This is a genomic window from Stappia sp., assembly GCF_965276915.1.
Lineage (GTDB): Bacteria > Pseudomonadota > Alphaproteobacteria > Rhizobiales > Stappiaceae > Stappia.
Map to the genome: position 1 here is coordinate 4,916,193 of NZ_OZ255709.1, position 16,672 is coordinate 4,932,864.

At 63.3% G+C, this 16,672-nt stretch carries 15 protein-coding genes, 2 pseudogenes and 1 CRISPR repeat array; of the genes and pseudogenes, 8 read left to right on the forward strand and 9 right to left on the reverse strand.

From position 1 onward, the window contains the following. Window positions 1-13: 13 nt before the first annotated feature. From ACQY46_RS22935 to ACQY46_RS22970, 8 genes and pseudogenes are all read left to right on the forward strand, one after another. Window positions 14-997: an ABC transporter permease gene (locus ACQY46_RS22935; protein ID WP_428698273.1), complete on the forward strand. Its 984-nt coding sequence runs from the start codon at window positions 14-16 to the stop codon at window positions 995-997. Beyond that, a complete protein-coding gene (locus ACQY46_RS22940; RefSeq protein WP_428698274.1) occupies window positions 994-2,094 on the forward strand; it encodes a M42 family metallopeptidase in 1,101 nt (366 codons plus the stop codon). Before ACQY46_RS22935 ends, ACQY46_RS22940 begins: the two co-directional genes overlap by 4 nt. Continuing rightward, window positions 2,094-3,608 (forward strand): FGGY-family carbohydrate kinase, encoded by a 1,515-nt coding sequence (locus ACQY46_RS22945; protein WP_428698275.1) that lies wholly within the window; start codon window positions 2,094-2,096, stop codon window positions 3,606-3,608. The genes ACQY46_RS22940 and ACQY46_RS22945 overlap by 1 nt, the downstream gene beginning before the upstream one ends. 48 nt (window positions 3,609-3,656) lie before the next feature. After that, a complete protein-coding gene (locus tag ACQY46_RS22950) occupies window positions 3,657-4,655 on the forward strand; it encodes an autoinducer 2 ABC transporter substrate-binding protein (protein WP_428698276.1) in 999 nt (332 codons plus the stop codon). Window positions 4,656-4,810: 155 nt separating this feature from the next. Beyond that, entirely contained in the window at window positions 4,811-6,325 is a 1,515-nt protein-coding gene (locus tag ACQY46_RS22955; RefSeq protein WP_428698277.1) for a sugar ABC transporter ATP-binding protein, read from the forward strand. Continuing rightward, the gene (locus ACQY46_RS22960) at window positions 6,322-7,338 is read left to right on the forward strand and encodes an ABC transporter permease (protein WP_428698278.1); all 1,017 of its coding nucleotides are present in this window, start codon (window positions 6,322-6,324) and stop codon (window positions 7,336-7,338) included. The genes ACQY46_RS22955 and ACQY46_RS22960 overlap by 4 nt, the downstream gene beginning before the upstream one ends. A gap of 881 nt (window positions 7,339-8,219) precedes the next feature. After that, window positions 8,220-8,369 (forward strand): annotated as a pseudogene (locus ACQY46_RS22965) (transposase); the annotation flags it as partial. Further along, window positions 8,341-8,595, forward strand: a complete 255-nt coding sequence (locus ACQY46_RS22970) for an alpha/beta hydrolase family protein (RefSeq protein ID WP_428698279.1) — start codon at window positions 8,341-8,343, stop codon at window positions 8,593-8,595. The pseudogene ACQY46_RS22965 and the gene ACQY46_RS22970, both read left to right, overlap by 29 nt. Window positions 8,596-8,736: 141 nt before the next feature. On the opposite strand, the gene ACQY46_RS22975 is transcribed toward ACQY46_RS22970, so the two are convergent. The 9 genes and pseudogenes from ACQY46_RS22975 to cas8c form a co-directional block, all read right to left on the reverse strand. Next, the gene (locus ACQY46_RS22975) at window positions 8,737-9,033 is read right to left on the reverse strand and encodes a hypothetical protein (RefSeq protein ID WP_428698280.1); all 297 of its coding nucleotides are present in this window, start codon (window positions 9,031-9,033) and stop codon (window positions 8,737-8,739) included. Next, window positions 9,033-10,657: pseudogene (gene tnpC / locus ACQY46_RS22980) on the reverse strand (IS66 family transposase). Before tnpC ends, ACQY46_RS22975 begins: the two are co-directional and overlap by 1 nt. Before the next feature lie 63 nt (window positions 10,658-10,720). Continuing rightward, window positions 10,721-11,068, reverse strand: coding sequence for an IS66 family insertion sequence element accessory protein TnpB (gene tnpB, locus ACQY46_RS22985; protein ID WP_428698281.1), 348 nt, complete (start codon window positions 11,066-11,068; stop codon window positions 10,721-10,723). Beyond that, window positions 11,065-11,499 carry an IS66-like element accessory protein TnpA gene (gene tnpA / locus ACQY46_RS22990; RefSeq protein WP_428698282.1) on the reverse strand — a complete coding sequence of 145 codons (435 nt, stop codon included), beginning with the start codon at window positions 11,497-11,499 and terminating at the stop codon, window positions 11,065-11,067. Before tnpA ends, tnpB begins: the two co-directional genes overlap by 4 nt. A gap of 100 nt (window positions 11,500-11,599) precedes the next feature. Further along, a CRISPR array of direct repeats spans window positions 11,600-12,746; the repeat unit is 32 nt; unit sequence GTTTCGATCCACGCCCCCGTGAAGGGGGCGAC. A 187-nt stretch (window positions 12,747-12,933) separates the two neighbouring features. Further along, entirely contained in the window at window positions 12,934-13,224 is a 291-nt protein-coding gene (gene cas2 / locus ACQY46_RS22995; RefSeq protein ID WP_428698283.1) for a CRISPR-associated endonuclease Cas2, read from the reverse strand. A gap of 12 nt (window positions 13,225-13,236) precedes the next feature. Further along, window positions 13,237-14,274, reverse strand: coding sequence for a type I-C CRISPR-associated endonuclease Cas1c (cas1c, locus tag ACQY46_RS23000; protein ID WP_428698284.1), 1,038 nt, complete (start codon window positions 14,272-14,274; stop codon window positions 13,237-13,239). Further along, on the reverse strand, window positions 14,271-14,915 hold the full coding sequence (cas4, locus tag ACQY46_RS23005) for a CRISPR-associated protein Cas4 (RefSeq protein WP_428698285.1): 645 nt from the start codon (window positions 14,913-14,915) through the stop codon (window positions 14,271-14,273). The genes cas1c and cas4 overlap by 4 nt, the downstream gene beginning before the upstream one ends. A 14-nt stretch (window positions 14,916-14,929) precedes the next feature. Beyond that, complete coding sequence (gene cas7c / locus ACQY46_RS23010; protein ID WP_428698286.1) at window positions 14,930-15,883, reverse strand: type I-C CRISPR-associated protein Cas7/Csd2; 954 nt, start codon at window positions 15,881-15,883, stop codon at window positions 14,930-14,932. Further along, window positions 15,880-16,635 carry a type I-C CRISPR-associated protein Cas8c/Csd1 gene (cas8c, locus tag ACQY46_RS23015; protein ID WP_428698287.1) on the reverse strand — a complete coding sequence of 252 codons (756 nt, stop codon included), beginning with the start codon at window positions 16,633-16,635 and terminating at the stop codon, window positions 15,880-15,882. Before cas8c ends, cas7c begins: the two co-directional genes overlap by 4 nt. Window positions 16,636-16,672 lie beyond the last annotated feature (37 nt).

Here is a 16,672-nt window from a genome sequence, read left to right on the forward strand (position 1 = left end):
AGGGAGGAAGACCATGGACGCGAGACAGGACACGACAGGCTCCCACCTGAAGAACCTGGGCATACTGACGGCGTTGATTTTCGGTGCGCTTGCAATCGCCAGCCCGACATTTCTGTCGTCATCGAACCTCCAGTCCATGGGCTTCCAGTTTCCCGAATTCGGGCTGCTGTCGCTTGCAGTCCTGCCGACGATGATTTCCGGTGGCATCGACCTTTCGGTGGTCGCCATCGCCAACCTGGCCTCCATCGTCGCCGCGGTGACCCTGAAGGCGGGACCGGAAGCGGCGTGGCTCGCCATTCCCGCCGGCCTCGCGGTCGGCCTCGCCTGCGGCGCCTTCAACGGATTTCTCGTCGCCTATCTGCGGCTGCCGCCTATCCTTGCAACGCTTGGCAGCATGCAGCTGTTTGCCGGCATCGGCATCATCATCACGCGTGGACCGGCCATCACCGGCCTGCCCGACTGGTATACGTCGTTCGGCAACTGGACGATCGGCGGCGTGCTTCCGCTTCCCCTCGTGCTGTTTGCGCTGGTTGCCTCGGGCCTTGCCTTCCTTCTGCGCCGGACACCGGTGGGCATGCGCCTGCGCCTTTTCGGCGCCAACCCGGTGGCGGCCGATTTCGCAGGCGTGCCCGGAAAGAAGCTGATCATCCAGATCTACGCAATCGCCGGGTTCGTTGCAGCACTCGCCGGACTGGTGGTGCTGGCCCGCGTCAATTCGGCCAATGCCGACTACGGCAGCTCCTACCTGCTGCTCGTCATTCTCATCAATATTCTTGCCGGTGTCAGTCCGGCGGGCGGCTTCGGCACCGTCACCGGCGTGGCCCTGGCGGTGATCTGCCTGCAGTTCATCTCCAGCGGGCTCAACATTCTCTCCTTCAGCGCCTTTTCCCGCGATCTCGTTTTCGGTGGCCTGCTGATCGCCGTCATGTCCTATCGCGCGGCTTTCGGCTCCTTCGACGTGAAGGCGTTCCTCAAACGAAAGGCTCACCCCTCATGAAAGAGCGCCTCCGCTCCCTGCTCAAAACCCTGATGCTGACGCCGGGCCTGTCCGGGCATGAAGATCGCGTGCGCCGCCGCATCGAAAAGGAACTCGCCGACCTGCCGCTGTCCTTCCGCACGGATCGCCTCGGCAATCTGATCGCCACGCTGGAAGGCGACAAGGCAGCCCCCTCCGTCATGCTCTTCGCGCACACCGACCAGCTGGGTTTCATGGTGCGCAAGATCGAGGACAACGGTCTCGTGCGCATCGAGCGGCTGGGTGGCATCCCGGAGAAGGCCCTGCCGGCGCAGGCCGTCCTGTTTTGCGTAGGCGAAGGCCGCGACGTGCAAGGCGTTATCGCCAACAAGAGCCATCACGCAACGCCACCGGAAGAAAAATACAAGGTCACGCCCTATCAGGAGGTCTTCATCGATGTGGGCGCGGAGGACGCCGCCGGCGTCAAGGCGCTGGGCATCGAGATCGGCACCCCCGTGGTCTACGACCCGCGCGTCATCGAACTCAACGAGAACCGCCTTATCGGCACGTCGGTCGACGACCGCGCCGGCTGTGCCGTGATCGTGGAGGTCGCCCGGGCACTCGCAGCCGACGGACCGCGCCCGACGGTGCATTTCGTCTTCGCCGTGCTGGAGGAGTTCAACCTGCAGGGCGCGATGGTCGCCGCGCGTGCGATCAATCCGGACATCGCCATCCAGCTCGACCTGGCTCTCAATGCCGATACGCCCGACATGACGCAGCGCGGCGAAGTCGCACTCGGCAACGGCCCGGCGATGAGCCTTTATTCCTTCCACGGCCGCGGCACGCTGAACGGCACCATCCCGCACCCCGCGCTGCCGAAACTGTTTTCCGATACCGCGGCATCGGAAGGCATCAACCTGCAGCGCACGGCGCATACCGGCGCGCTCACCGACTCCTCCTACGTGCAGCTCGTCAATGACGGCGTGGCCTGCATCGATATGTGCTTCCCCTGCCGCTACACGCACACCTCTCTGGAAATGTGCGACCTGCGCGACCTGGAAGCGCTCACGAGGCTGCTGATCGCCGCGATCCGCCGGGTCGATGCCGGTTTCAGCCTGAACCGGGACGATTACACCTGATGGATTGCTATCTCGGCATCGACATCGGAACCTTCGAGACCAAGGGCGTGCTGGCCGATGGTCAGGGACGCATCCTGGCATCGGCAAAGCGGCGGCACGACCTGATCGTGCCGCACCCCGGCTGGGCCGAGCATGATGCCGAGGCCGACTGGTGGGGCGAATTCCGCGCCATCAGCCAGGAGCTTGTCGGCACCACCGGCGTCGCTCCCGGCGACATCAAGGCGGTGGCGGCAAGCGGCATCGGCCCCTGCATGCTGCCCGTCGACGCGCACGGCAAACCGCTCATGAACGCCGTGCTCTACGGTGTCGACACGCGCGCCTCCGAGGAAATCGAGGAACTGACCGCCGAGATCGGCGAGGAAACGCTTCTTGCCGAATGCGGCAACGCCCTCACCTCGCAGTCGGTCGGACCGAAAATCCTGTGGCTGAAGAAGAACCGGCCCGATCTCTATGCCCGCACGCACAAGGTGTTGAACTCGTCATCCTTCCTCGTGCACCGGCTGACCGACCGCTACGTCATCGACCATTATTCCGCAGCGTCCTCAAGCCCGCTCTACGACATTCGCACCAATGAATGGAGCGACCGCTACGCCGACCGCATCATCGCGCCCGAACGCCTGCCCGAACTTCTGTGGAGCACCGAAATCGCCGGCCATGTCACGGAGCAGGCGGCAAGCGAGACCGGGCTTGCTCCGGGAACGCCGGTCACGGCAGGCACCATCGACGCCGCGGCGGAAGCCATCAGCGTCGGCGTTCTGGGAACCGGTGAAATGATGATGATGTATGGCTCGACCATGTTCATCATCCTGGTGACGGACCACCGCGTGGAAGACGGGCGGCTCTGGTACGCGCCATGGCTTTTCAAGGGGCAGCATGCCTGCATGTCCGGGACCTCCACCAGCGGCACGCTCACGCGCTGGTTCCAGGAGCAGTTCGCCCGCGAACTCGATACCGATGAGGCCCTGCGGCTGCTCGCCGAAGAAGCCCAAGGCGCGCCCGTGGGGGCGAACGGCATCGTTGTCCTGCCCTATTTTTCCGGCGAACGCACACCGATCCACGACCCGCATGCGCGCGGTGTCATCTTCGGGCTCGACCTCACCCATACGCGCGCGGATGTCTATCGCGGCTTTCTCGAGGGCATCGCCTATGGCGTCACCTCGGTGATCGAAACCTATGAGGCGGCGGGCACGTCGATCGGGCGCATCGCCGCTGTCGGCGGCGGCATGAAGAACGCCGTCTGGTCGCAGGCGATCTCCGATGCGAGCGGCAAGGCGCAGGATGTCGCCGCCAACACCGTCGGCGCCGCCTTCGGAAACGCTTTTCTCGCCGCCGTCGCCGTAGGCGCTGCCGAGCGGACCGACATCCGGCGTTGGAATCCGGTGGACCGCAGCATCGCCCCGGACACGCGGAACCGCGCCGTGTGTGCCGCGCGCTATCGAACATTCAAGGAATTGTACGCCCGCAACAACGATCTCATGAGGGGAGCGGAGCAGCGCGCGTTCGATAAAGCCTGACAGAGGGCCATTCCGGCCCTCGAGGCGCGATTGATGAGGAGGAGACTCATGGTGTCGAAACTAGGGAAACTCGCGGCCGGCGTGGCGCTCGGCGCTGCGCTGATCGTTGGCCCCGGCGCCGTCACCCATGCGCAGGATGCCAAACACACCATCGTTACGGTGGTGAAGCTCTCGGGCATCGCCTGGTTCAACCGCATGGAAGAAGGTGTCGGACAATACGCCGAGGAAAGCGGTCACGATGCAACGCAGGTCGGGCCGGCTTCCGCCGACGCGGCGCTGCAGGTGCAGATGATCGAAGACCTCATCGCCAAGAAAGTCGACGCGATCACCGTCGTCCCGAACTCGCCGGAGGCCCTGGAGCCGGTTCTCGGCAAGGCGCTTGCTGCCGGCATCAAGGTGATCGGCCATGAGGCATCCAGCCTCAAGAACATCACCTACGACGTGGAAGCCTTCGACAATGCGGCCTACGGTCGTCACCTCATGGAAGCCTTGGCTCAGGCCATGGGTGGCGAAGGCGAATATGCCGTCTTCGTCGGCCACCTGACCGCCAAGACCCACAACGAATGGGTCGATGCGGCGATCGCGTACCAGAAAGACAAATACCCGAAGATGACGCTGGTCGCCGACAAGCTGGAAAGCAACGAGCAGCAGCAGACCGCCTACCAGAAGACCAAGGAGCTTCTGCGTACCTATCCGAACCTGAAAGGCATCCAGGGCTCGGCTGGCGAGGATGTCGTGGGGGCGGCTCTGGCCGTTGAAGAGGCCGGCCTCGACGGGAAGGTCAAGATCGTGGGCACCAGCCTGGTATCCGTCGCCGGGCCCTACCTGGAGACCGGTGCGATCGAAATGATCTCGTTCTGGGATCCCGCCAAGGCAGGCATCGCCATGAACAAGGTTGCCTCCATGGCCATCGAGGGCAAGGAAGTGACCGACGGCATGGACCTTGGCGTCGAGGGCTACAACGCAATCAAGCTCGACGGCAAGGTGCTCTACGGCCAGGCTTGGGTCGATGTGACCACGGAGAACATGGGCGATTACGAGTTCTAGGCTCGGGACATCGCTGACATGACCGGACGGGGAAGGCATGCGGAGACGGCCTGCGGTCCTGACCTGGGGACCGGTGGACGGCTGCGCGCCTTCCGCTCCATACGTCGCCGGGCGGACCTGCCCGGCGGCTTTGCCTGAACACAAGAGACCTTCCCATGAACGACGAAGCGAGCGGAAGCACGCCCATCCTGCAGATGCGGGAAATCCGCAAGGCCTATGGATCGGTGCGCGTGCTGGAGGACGTCAATCTCGAACTGGGTGCAGGTGAAGTGCGCTGTCTGGCCGGCGAGAACGGGTCAGGCAAATCGACGCTGATCAAGATCCTCTCGGGCGTTGTACGGGCGGATGCGGGCCAGGTCTCGCTGAGCGGTCACCGGTTGAACAGCGACCCGATGGGCGCGATCACGGCTGGACTGTCCGTCATCTATCAGGACTTTTCGCTGTTCCCCAACCTGACAGTCTGGGAAAATATCGGGTTCCTACGCTCCGTGACGTGCGGAGACGTGCTCCACAGACGTGGCGCGCGCCGTCAGCTTGCCCTCGACACGCTCCGGCGCATGCAGGTGGAAATCGACCCCGACACACCGGTGGAAATGCTGCCCGTCGCCTCAAAGCAGCTCGTCGCCATCGCCCGGGCCCTGGCCAATCAGGCGCGCATCATCGTCATGGACGAACCGACAACCGCACTCACTCGCAGCGAGGTGGCGCACCTGCTCGATATCGTCGGAGCTCTGAAAAAGGACGGCGTCTCGTTTCTCTTCGTCAGCCACAAGATCGAGGAAGTCTTTGCCGTATGCGACACGGTTACCGTTCTGCGCGACGGTGCCGTCGTGGTGGAAGGCCCGATCGGCGAATTCGATGCCGGGCGGCTTGTGGAGGCGATGACGGGCCGCTCCGTCGACAGCCAGCGCCTGCCCCGCGAAAAAAGCCCGCTGCACCCGCCCTTCCTCGCGGCCTCCGGTCTTGGCCGGCGCGGCGACTTCGCCGACGTGAACCTCGAGTTGCGACCAGGCGAAATCGTTTCGGTGGTCGGCCTGCTTGGCTCGGGACGCACGGAGCTGGCGCAAACATTGTTCGGGTACATGCGACCGGACGCGGGACGCATCGAGATCGACGGAAAGCCCGTGGCGTTGGCAAACCAGACCGACGCCATCTCCCACGGTATCGCCTATGTGCCGGAAGACCGCTTGACGGAGGGTCTCTTTCTCAACCAGCCGATTGCAGACAACATAACCGTTTCAAGCCTTGGAAAATCGACTTCGCTCGGCATTCTGAGCGCTTCCGCCCTCAAGCAACGGGCGCGCGCCGCCGTCAAAAACCTGCGGATCAAGACGCCCGATGTCACCCCCGCCGTCGCGACGCTTTCGGGCGGCAACCAGCAACGCATCGTTCTTGCCCGCTGGATGGAGCGCGATCCGAAGCTGCTGATCCTCAATGGACCGACGGTTGGCGTCGACGTGGGCTCGAAGCGGGAAATCCACGAACTGCTGGTCTCGCTCAGCCGCAGCGGCACGGCTGTCATGGTCGTGACGGACGACATTCCCGAGGCGATCGCACTGTCCGACCGCATTCTGGTGATGGTGCGCGGACGCATCACCGCAAGCTTCGACGCCGCCACCGTGGACGAAGACACTCTCTACCAGGAAGTCATCAGGGAGGACCGGACATGAGCGCCCTCACCCGCATCTTCACCACACCGCAGGGCATCGTGTTCCTCGTCGCAGTGCTTTTCGCACTCGCCCTCGGCCTCCTGAACCCGGCCTTCTTCACGCCCTCCACCCTGATCGACCTGGCGCGCAACGGGCTTGTGACCGGTATCTTCGCACTCGGTGTGATGATGGTTCTCGCCTCGGGCGGCATCGATGTCTCGCACACGGCCATCGGCGCCTTCGCCATGTATGCAACGATGAAGATCGTTCTCGGCATCGACCTTGACCTGCCGATCATCGCCTATTTCGTCATCGCCGCCATCATCGGCGCGGGGCTTGGCCTCATCAATGGCCTGCTGATCGGCGGGCTCGGTCTCAACACGCTGATCGTCACGCTCGGAACGCTGTCGTTCTTTCGCGGTGCGTTGCTCACCTTCCTCGGCACCACCTACATCACGTCGGTGCCCCGCGAGGTGATCAATTTCTCGCGCACCATCCTGATCCGCATCGAGAATGGGGTCGGCCAGATGGTGTCGCTGCCAGCCTCTTTCCTCGTCCTGGTCGCGGTCGCCATCGTGCTCGCGGTGATCATGAATCTCACCCTGTTCGGGCGGAAGATCTATGCAATCGGGGGTTCGGAGGACGCAGCCCGGCGCATCGGCATCCGCATCAAGCGGGTCAAGGTTCTGATCTACGTGATCGCCGGCGCCATTGCCGGCCTGGCCGGCATGGCGCATGTGACGCTCTCGCGCATGGCCAACCCCTTCGACCTCGTTGGCATGGAGCTCAATGTCATCGCCGCGGTCGTGCTGGGCGGCGCGCGCATCACCGGCGGCCATGGCACGGTGCTCGGCACCCTTCTCGGCGTGTTCGTGATCACCATGATCAACACGACGCTTCTGATGGCTGGCGTTCCGTCCTATTGGCAGAAATTCGTCATTGGCTGCCTGATCATCCTCGGCACTGGCCTGCCCATCGTTTTTGACCGGCTTGCAAGGTATCGACGGCGTATGGCGCGCCCGCTGGAAGCCTGAGCGCAACTCCTGCCGATATCCTCCGGGTGTCCTCTCCGGTCGCTTTCTCCGGTCGCCCTCTCAGGTTGGGCCGTCGAGGTCAAATTGCGTCTGATATTCGTGATCGTCCAGACGGATCACGCGCTTCCCGCGACGGTCCGCGCCTTGCTGCCGCATGGCGGGATCAGGAGAACCGGATATCCCGGGCTGTCTTGCGACCGTCGGCAAGGTCGGCATCCGGGCTCTCGACGAGACCGTCCCTCCCTCCCTAGCCGCAACGGGAAAGGTTCTGCAAGGAAAACGTGACGGGTCTCTATGCAGGCGTGCAAGCCGAAACCCTTGTCGATGGCGACGTCGAACGGCGAACGATCTTTGCTGCAACGGAACTTGACGCGTATCCGCCAGTTCAACAGGCTCTTGAACTCGGATCGGCTGGATGAAACAAACCGGAAGTCGCCGGATGGCGAGAGATCGTCGAATTGCACACCCTGTCGCAGACAACCCAATCCCGTCGCATTCAAGCCCAAGCATCTGAAACCCGGAATGCGGCATCGGGCGCTCCGCACGCAGATGCGCTCGTAGAGAACAGATCCAAACATCTGAAATATTTGGTAAATTTGGTAGCGGAGGAGCGCAGCCGTCAATACAGACCTGCAACCAATTTCATTTGTTGAGGCACAGTCCGCGCGGTCGAAATCGGCTCAACCTCCCAGCCAAGGATAAGGGTTGCGAGATTCTGGATACTTCCTCGCTCTCGCTTGATGAGAGCGTTACATATATCATCGAGCGGCTGAGCAGCTAAGGGCAGGAATCCGCACCTCGGGGGGCATTGGCACCGGCTGCGATTGAACAGCCCCTAGATTCGTAGACGCCTTCTTCCCTAATTTTGAGGAAAGGAGGCCATGATGGGCAAAGTCAATTTCAGCGACGATTTCAAACGGGATGCTGTGGCGCAGACTACCGAGCGGGGCTATCCGGTTGCGGAGGCGTCGAAGCGTCTAGGCGTCAGTCCGCACTCGCTCTATGCATGGAAGAAGAAGTTCTCGCAGTCACCGGGCGACGACGACATATCATGCGGAGAATATCCGGGCCGAAACACTGATCCTGCATGGTAGTTTTGATGATCGTGTACCTGTGAGCCAGGCGGAGATGTTCGCGGCCGCTATAAAGCGTGGCGGGGCGGTCACGTCACTCAAGCTGTTCGATTGCGGGCACAACATACCTTTGCCCCATCGACGGGAGTTTCTTCGACCTCTATATGATCGGGTTTTCGCTTGAGCGAATGATCGACAAGGAAAAGTAAGGCAAGTGATTGACCACCGCAGTGCGGTCGTACAGCCTGCTCGCGGCTAATTCGCCGCTGGAGGACCCAAACTGTTTATGGGGCGTAGGCGCGGCTCGACAGTAACCGGCCGATTGTTACCGCGGCGATTGAGCCTTGACGCGGGCAATGACGTCAGGATCTGAGACGAAGTCGTCGAGGAAGCCGTGCCAGTTTTCGGTTGAGCTTCTGGCGTCGGCCAGCATGTCTTTCAATTCGTGGATGCCGTTGTCGGTGAGCGCTATAACGTAGTCGTCCTGACCCGTTTGGACGCTGACGATGCTGCCATAGGTCAGATTGTCATCGTTTTCGACGATGGCCTCTAGGAGCTTGAGGTCTTCTCCGAGCAACTGCGCGACACAGGCGAGTGTGGTGACATGAGTGACGGCGGCCATCAGGCAGCCTCTGCGCAGGAGATCGACATGGGTTTCCAATTCCAGGGAAGCAACTCGTCGAGCCGATTGATCTTGTGATCGTGGATGCGGTTGAGAACATCGGTCAGATAGGCCTGCGGATCGAGCCCGTTCATCTTGACGGTTTCGATGACCGTCATGGCACGCGCGAGTGTCTCGGCACCGGTGTCGGCGCCGGCGAATAACCAATTTTTCCGGCCGATTCCAATCGGACGCAGGGCGCGTTCAGCGGCATTGTTGTCCATCGCCACGCGGCCATCTTCAAGGAACAGGCAGAAGGACGGCCAGCGGCTGAGGCCATAGCGGAACGCCTTGGCAAGTTCGCTCTTGCCGGGCAAGCGTGTCAGTTGCCGCTCGGCCCAGACCTTGAAGTCGTCGACCTTCGGCTTGGCTCGCGCCTGGCGTGCGGCACAGCGGATGTCGGCAGGCTGGCCCGAGATCTCACGCTCGATGTCGTAGAGGGCTCCGATCCGGTCGAGTGCTTCACGGGTGATCTCGGATTTGGTTGCGCTCCAGACATCGTGGAAGTCCCGGCGCAGATGTGCCCAGCATGCTGCCTCGCGGAACCGGCAGGTTCCGTCGAGCCCGGGCTCATAGAGCTTCGCAACGCCCTTATAGCCATCGGCCTGGAGAATGCCGCTTGCGTGCCTGAGATGGTGCTGGACGTGCCCTTCCTTCCAGTCAGGGGCGAAGTAATAGGCTGCTCCGGGCGGCGCGGCACCGGACCATGGACGCTGATCGCGAACGTAAGTCCAGATCCGGCCCTTCTTCACGCCCTTGCCAAGGCCCTTGTCCCGCAAGGATCGATCCAGCACCCGGATCGGAGTGTCATCGGCATGCAGCAGATCACTGCCCATGACCTCGGCCTCGATCCGGTCGATCAAAGGCTGAAGCACGCGCACGGCGCGGCCGCACCAATCCACCAGTGTGCTGTCGGGGATGTCGGCGCCCAGTCGGCCAAAGATCTCGTTGAGGCGATACAGCGGCAGGTGGTCATCAAACTTGGAGACCAGGATGTAAGCCAACAAACCCGCACCTGCCATTGAGCCCGGGATCGGTCGGCTCGGTGCAGGAGATTGCACCATCTTCTCGCATCGGCGGCAGGATTTCTTGAGCCGGGTGATCTGGATGACCTTCAGCTGCGCCGCGATCATGTCGAGGATTTCGCTGACGTCCTCGCCCACGACACGCAGATCGCCGCCGCAATCGGGGCAGCATGTGCCGGGGTCCAGTTCCCAGCACTCGCGTGGGGTCGCAGCCGACACACCCGGACGCCGCCGAGGCTTGTTCGCGCGCGTGCCGTTGTCGGCAGCTGCGGGCTCGTCCTCTTCCTGACCTTCGTCGACCGGCGTGCCGGCGCTCTCTGTGACCGCAACCAGCAGATCTTCCAGCGTCAGTTCCAGCTGTTCGATCTCACGTTCGATCTTTTCCGAGGACTTGCGAAGGCCTGTTTCTGAAGTTTGGCGATCCGAAGCCGCAGGGCCTGAACCAGTTGGTCATGGGCCCGAAGCGTTGCCGACATCTTCGCGTTTTCCGCCTGCAAGGCGGTGATCTTCGCCTTCAGGATGGCGGGATCATCAGGAAGATTTACGGCATCGTCAGACATCATCCTGACTTACCACAGAACCAATGGATATCCCAAAAAAGCAAATCAAATCAGTTAGATAATTCAACCAATCCGAACCGGCGGCGAACCCCAGTCCGGCCTGCGCCAGTCGATGCCTTCCCACAGCATCGCCAACTGCGCCGAGGTCAGGCGTGCCGTGCCATCGGCAACCGACGGCCAAGGGAAGCGGCCCCGCTCCAGGACCTTGTAGTAAAGGCAGAAGCCTTGGCCATCCCAGTATAAAAGTTTCAGCCGATCACCCCGTCGCCCGCGGAAGGCAAACACCGCACCGCTCGTTGGCTTCTGACGGAGAACATCCTGCGCAAGAGATGCCAGACCTCCTATGCCCTTGCGCATATCGGTGGCGCCGCAAGCGAGATAGACCCGAACTCCGGTCCCCGGGCCGATCATGCCGCTTCAACCGCTCGTATCAATTGCGTCAGCGCCGGTGCGTCCAGGCGGCTGTCGAAACGCAAACAACGCCCGTTGTTTAGGCGCAATTCAACCGGCACCGGGTCCGTGCCGACCGGCACTTCACGGATCTCCGGGCGAACCTCCGGAACGCTCTGCGCGGATGTGAGCTCCAACGGAAGAAACAGCGCGCCGTTGTCCGGCGACCACAACCCTTTCTTCTTCAGCTCACGCCGCCACGTATAGATCTGCTGTCGGGTCACATCGTGGCGCTGCGCAACCTGCGTCACCGTTGCGCCGTCAATCCCAACCGACATGACGATCCCGAGCTTGTCCTCATCTCGCCACCGCCTTCGCCGCTCAACTCCAAGAATTTCACCACGCATCCACAACTCCGCATAAAACACGTCGCAAACGACGTCGTTATGCATGTCTCTTACAATAACGGGCTCAATTCAGGCAGGCGGTGACAATCGGGGGGTTACGAAGGAGGCGACATACGTTTGCCTACGGCCCTCTCAACTATGAGTGTTTTCGACCCACGCCCCCGTGAAGGGGGCGACGTGCTGCGCGGCCTCGATCAGCGATATCACACGGTGTTTCGATCCACGCCCCCGTGAAGGGGGCGACTCCGACCTCGAACTCGACGTCGTTGATCTCGTAGTTTCGATCCACGCCCCCGTGAAGGGGGCGACATGCCACAAGCGGCCGCCGCCGGCGCAGGGATTGTTTCGATCCACGCCCCCGTGAAGGGGGCGACCTGGTCTGGGTATATGGCCAGGCCACTGTGAGCATCGTTTCGATCCACGCCCCCGTGAAGGGGGCGACGCGAGGTGGTGAACTACCCGACGTCGACGTACATGTTTCGATCCACGCCCCCGTGAAGGGGGCGACGAGCATCGCCTCGACGTCCTTCGGCGAGTAGCCGTTTCGATCCACGCCCCCGTGAAGGGGGCGACGCCGTCGAGCTTGGGACCGCCGCGCCAGGCGTAGTTTCGATCCACGCCCCCGTGAAGGGGGCGACGTGAAGACGCTTGAGGCGGAGATCGCGTCGCTTAAGTTTCGATCCACGCCCCCGTGAAGGGGGCGACTCCTCGACCATGTGCGTCTCTTCGGTCAGGCTCGTTTCGATCCACGCCCCCGTGAAGGGGGCGACATTGCCCTCGCCGGTGAACGCCACCTTGCTCCGGTTTCGATCCACGCCCCCGTGAAGGGGGCGACTTCCGCCTCCATGCGACGGTTTCACTTCTGGTTTGTTTCGATCCACGCCCCCGTGAAGGGGGCGACGGCGTCCATGACGCGATCGCCCGGGCGCTGCAGGTTTCGATCCACGCCCCCGTGAAGGGGGCGACCCAGGTGCTCACCAAACGGCCGGAGCGGATGCGGGTTTCGATCCACGCCCCCGTGAAGGGGGCGACGCGCACCATCGATTTGTAATCGACGGAATTGCGCGTTTCGATCCACGCCCCCGTGAAGGGGGCGACGCCGCAGTATCTCCGCGACACTTTGGACCCGGAGTTTCGATCCACGCCCCCGTGAAGGGGGCGACGATGGTGGCCGGCGTGTCCGGCCCGCGATCGTCGTTTCGATCCACGCCCCCGTGAAGGGGGCGACCGCCGGCAGCGCAGCGCCTCGGCCGGCGCGGTGTTTCGATCCACGCCCCCGTGAAGGGGGCGACCGCCTCGACGTATCATACGGTTTTCACGGGTGAAACCCGGCTCTCTGCGCGAAAGCATGGAGAAATCGATCCGACCGGCCGGAGCGCTCGGCGGCATCTGGAAACAGTTCAACGATTTCAATGAACTTTCCCGAGTGCGAACCTCCCCGGGAAACCCGGCACGCTACAGGTTCGCGCGACGGGTCGGCTAGACGATCAGCGGGCCATTGAGATCCGCCGCCGGCTTCGCCCCGACATGCTCCACCCGCCGTTGCCAGTTCGAGCCGAGATGATAGTAGCGCAGACTGTCGTTTCGCGGATCGATGATGCCTTCCAGGCGCGCCTTGAGCTTCGTCCACAGGGCCGGGTCGACCTCAATCTCGAAGACCGAGTTCTGCACCCGCTGGCCGTAGTCTTGGCAGGCCCGCGCCACCCGCCGCAACCGCCGGGTCCCCCCTTCGCTCACAGTGCTGACGTCATATGTCACAAGAACCAGCATGGCCGCGCGCTCCTATTTCCAGAACCAGGGCGGATAAGCGTCGAGATCACCCCGCAGATGGCGCGACAGGAACTGTGCCTGCAGGTAGGGCACCAGTCCCAGGGGGGCCTTTTCTTCCAGGAAGGGATGCAGCCGTTCCTCCCGTTTACGCTCCTGCCAGGCGGTCAGGACGGTACGCCGCCCGTCCTGACTGCCTGGCAGGACGCTGCCGCCGTCGCGCACCTCGAAATCACGGGCCCGCAATTGCCTGCGGTTGAGCAGGGACAGGGTCAGCCTATCGGCCAGGACGGGACGCAGTTCTTCCATCAGATCGAGGGCAAGGCTCGGTCGACCGGGCCTGTCGCGATGCAGGAAGCCGACAGCGGGATCGAGCCCGACGCTCTCGGCCGCGCTCCTGCAGTCATGGGTGAGCAGGGTATAGAGAAACGACAGGACCGCGTTGACCGGATCAAGCGGCGGGCGGCGGGAGCGGCCGCGAAAACGGATCTCCGGGTCCGGAGAGCGCACCAGGCGATCGAAGACCGAGAAGTAGACTTGCGCCGCCTCGCCCTCCGCCCCGCGCAGCAGGTCCAGCCCTCCAAGTCCCGCGGCGAGCCGCCGCAGAATCCGTGCCAACCTCTCGCAGGCCGCCGAGACCGCATCCCCTCCCTCTTCTCCCTCGCCCGGCCCGTAATCACGCAAATGGCGCTGCAGCACGCTGCGCTGGTTGGCGATCTTGGCCATCACGAAACCGCGAACGATGTCGTCGGGAGCCTCGCTCGCTGCATATTGCGCGCGGCGCAGCAGCACGTTGCCGGCGACCGGCCCCTCGATCCGCGCCTGGAACCGCCCGACACGATCGAGCAGCACGATCGAGATTCCGTTTGCCGCGCAGGCGCCGATCAGCGCGGGAGAGACCAGAACCGGGCCGAACGCCACCACAGAGCCCAGCATGTGGAACGGCACCCGCGCCCGTTCCTCGCCGTCCACCTCGGCGACGAGATTCTCGCCGTCCTTGCGCAGCGCCGCACCTTCCGTGGTGACGTAAAGCGTGTTGAGCAGCTTCTTCACGGCGGATTCTCCGGCGTCAACAACCGCTCGAGTTGCCGTGCGCGCCAGGCCAGCACCGGTGTGGCACCCAGCTTCGGCCGGCAAAGCTCGCTCAGGGAGCAGGCCCGGCAGCGGTCGGCGCGGTAGACCGCGGGCGGCGTCCTGCGGCTGTCCAGCACGGCGCGCAGCTCCGCAACCGTTTTCTCTGTCAACTCCCTGAGTGCCGCGTCGAAGGGCACCTCCACCCGTCGTTTGGTCTCGCTGTAATAGAGCGCACCGGCCGGAACCTGGTGACCGGTCATCTCTTCCAGACACAGGCCCTGCGCGCAAAGCTGAACCTCGTCGGCCCGGTGGAGCTTGGCCTTTCCACGCTTGAACTCAACCGGATACGGCGTCTCTCCATCGCCCGAGCGGCGGAACTCAACCAGGTCGGCAACTCCGGCGATGCCGAGGCGCACACTGCCGACGGCCAGCCCGCTCACACGGCGAACGCCCCGCGCCTGGCGCTGGCCAGGGCGATCCGTCACCGCATGCAGGACATGTCCCTCGGCCGTGAACCGGTTGTCGGCCCACAACCGCTCAAGATGGATGAGCGCTGCCTGACGCAGGCAGTAGACCGCATGTTGCAGCGCCGACAGCGGGATCGGATCGGCAGTTTCCATCGCCCCTCCCCCCGCTACAGCAGATCAAGGATCTCCACCCCGTCCGGCAACCCGTCCCGATCGATCGTGACCGCGTAGTCGGAATACGCGCGCGCCGGCGGTTTGTTGTCGAGCCGGCGGTCGCCGAGGGGATAGGCCTCTCCGTCGACCACACGCTTGACCCGGACCCTGTCGAAGAGGGCATGGGCCGGTGCGTTGCCGAGCGCATTTTCATGCCGGAAGGCGATGATCCGGCGGGCCGACATCTCTCCGCGCGCTGCGGAGCGGTCATGCTCGAACATCGTCTTCAGCGCCGCGAACAAGTGCTCCAGATCTGCATCCGAAAAACCCGTTTTCCGCGCCAGCGCGGCGTTCACGAAAACATGCGCGCGATAGAGACCGTAAGGAACGATGTGCTTTCGCCCCATCGTCCGGTTCTCCGTGCGCTCCGTGCCCTCGCCGGCCTTGTCGCGATCGTCCCTTTCCTTCGCAGTCGTCGCAGCCATGCGGGTGATGGAGATTTCCAGCGGCAGGATCGGCTCGAGCGAACGGGCGAAAGCGACCTGCACCGGTCCGCGCACCTGGCCCGCATTGATGCCGGTGCTCATCACGGCACCGAACGCGCGCACGTCGAAGAAATTGTCGCACATGAAACGGGTGACGGCCCGCGCCTCGTCATCCGTCTGCGGATTGAGCTTGGGTTCGGTCTTCAGTTTTTCGCTGTCGCCGCGCACCGCCCGGTAGGCCTCGCGGTGCTTCTCGTTGAGGATCGAACCCTCCTGCACGTAAATCCGGTAGCCGGGCTCCTCGCCACGCGCCAGTTCCGTGTAGTTGCGGACCTTGCGCTTCAGGCTGACATCGGAGACCAATCCCATGCTGGTCTCCGGGTCCATACGCGGCAGATTGCCGGCATCGGGATCCCCGTTGGGGTTGCCGTTGATCACATCAAAAAGAAAAACAATGTCATGGCGATTGGAAACGGTCGTCATGCTGCATCCTCCCCGGCGGCCTCGGCCACGTCGGTCTTGTCGGTCTTGCTGCGAAAAAACTCGCTGCGCTGGTGATAGTAGCCAAGCGCGAAAAGGGCCTGCTGGCGATCGGGCAAATGCGCCGGGAACGGATCGTCCCCGGGGCTCATCATCTCCATGATGTCGGCGATCGACCGTTCCAGGACGACCTTGTGGCCAGGGCGCTGCTTGCCGATCCTCGACAGATGCGGCGCCGATCCCTTGTCGAGATACGCAAACACCTTGCGCGGCTGCGCCGAGGCGGAGCCGTAATACTTGTCCTTGATGGTGGCGTTGACGTTGCGCCCGAGCGCCGCCACCTGCACCTGTTCGTAGACCGCGAAGAGCCGGCCAAGCAGATAGCCGGGTTCGCGACAATCCATGTCCAGTGACACGGGCACCTCCCCTTTCAACGTTTTCGCGAAATTGCGGATCAGGACGGACTTGAGAATGCCGACACGCAGGGCGTTGACGTCGCCATCGGCGCGCAGCCGTTCAAGCACGCTCGACATCAGCGTCAGCGGATAGGGCGCGTCCGTCAGGATCGCGCGCATCCACTCGCCGGCAAGGTTGGGGCGGATGTTCTCCGACTTGCGCAAGGTGGCGGTCTCGATCAACAGCCGCCACATGGAAGGAGCAAGATCCCTGGGCAGCGGCTCCACCCGCAGCCGCGCGATGTGGCGGGCGTAGCGCTCGGCCAGCACCGCGAAGTCATCCTCGACATGAAAACGCACCGAAAGCCGGGCGGCGTTGGGCGCAAGCCCCAGGACA

Coding starts and splice junctions, on each gene's coding strand:
- ACQY46_RS22970 (WP_428698279.1), top strand. CDS start 8,341: ATGCATGGAAGAAGAAGTTCTCGCAGTCACCGGGCGACGACGACATAT.
- ACQY46_RS22935 (WP_428698273.1), top strand. CDS start 14: ATGGACGCGAGACAGGACACGACAGGCTCCCACCTGAAGAACCTGGGC.
- cas4 (WP_428698285.1), bottom strand. CDS start 14,915: ATGGAAACTGCCGATCCGATCCCGCTGTCGGCGCTGCAACATGCGGTC.
- cas7c (WP_428698286.1), bottom strand. CDS start 15,883: ATGACGACCGTTTCCAATCGCCATGACATTGTTTTTCTTTTTGATGTG.
- ACQY46_RS22975 (WP_428698280.1), bottom strand. CDS start 9,033: ATGGCCGCCGTCACTCATGTCACCACACTCGCCTGTGTCGCGCAGTTG.
- tnpA (WP_428698282.1), bottom strand. CDS start 11,499: ATGCATAACGACGTCGTTTGCGACGTGTTTTATGCGGAGTTGTGGATG.
- ACQY46_RS22945 (WP_428698275.1), top strand. CDS start 2,094: ATGGATTGCTATCTCGGCATCGACATCGGAACCTTCGAGACCAAGGGC.
- ACQY46_RS22960 (WP_428698278.1), top strand. CDS start 6,322: ATGAGCGCCCTCACCCGCATCTTCACCACACCGCAGGGCATCGTGTTC.
- tnpB (WP_428698281.1), bottom strand. CDS start 11,068: ATGATCGGCCCGGGGACCGGAGTTCGGGTCTATCTCGCTTGCGGCGCC.
- ACQY46_RS22955 (WP_428698277.1), top strand. CDS start 4,811: ATGAACGACGAAGCGAGCGGAAGCACGCCCATCCTGCAGATGCGGGAA.
- ACQY46_RS22940 (WP_428698274.1), top strand. CDS start 994: ATGAAAGAGCGCCTCCGCTCCCTGCTCAAAACCCTGATGCTGACGCCG.
- cas2 (WP_428698283.1), bottom strand. CDS start 13,224: ATGCTGGTTCTTGTGACATATGACGTCAGCACTGTGAGCGAAGGGGGG.
- ACQY46_RS22950 (WP_428698276.1), top strand. CDS start 3,657: ATGGTGTCGAAACTAGGGAAACTCGCGGCCGGCGTGGCGCTCGGCGCT.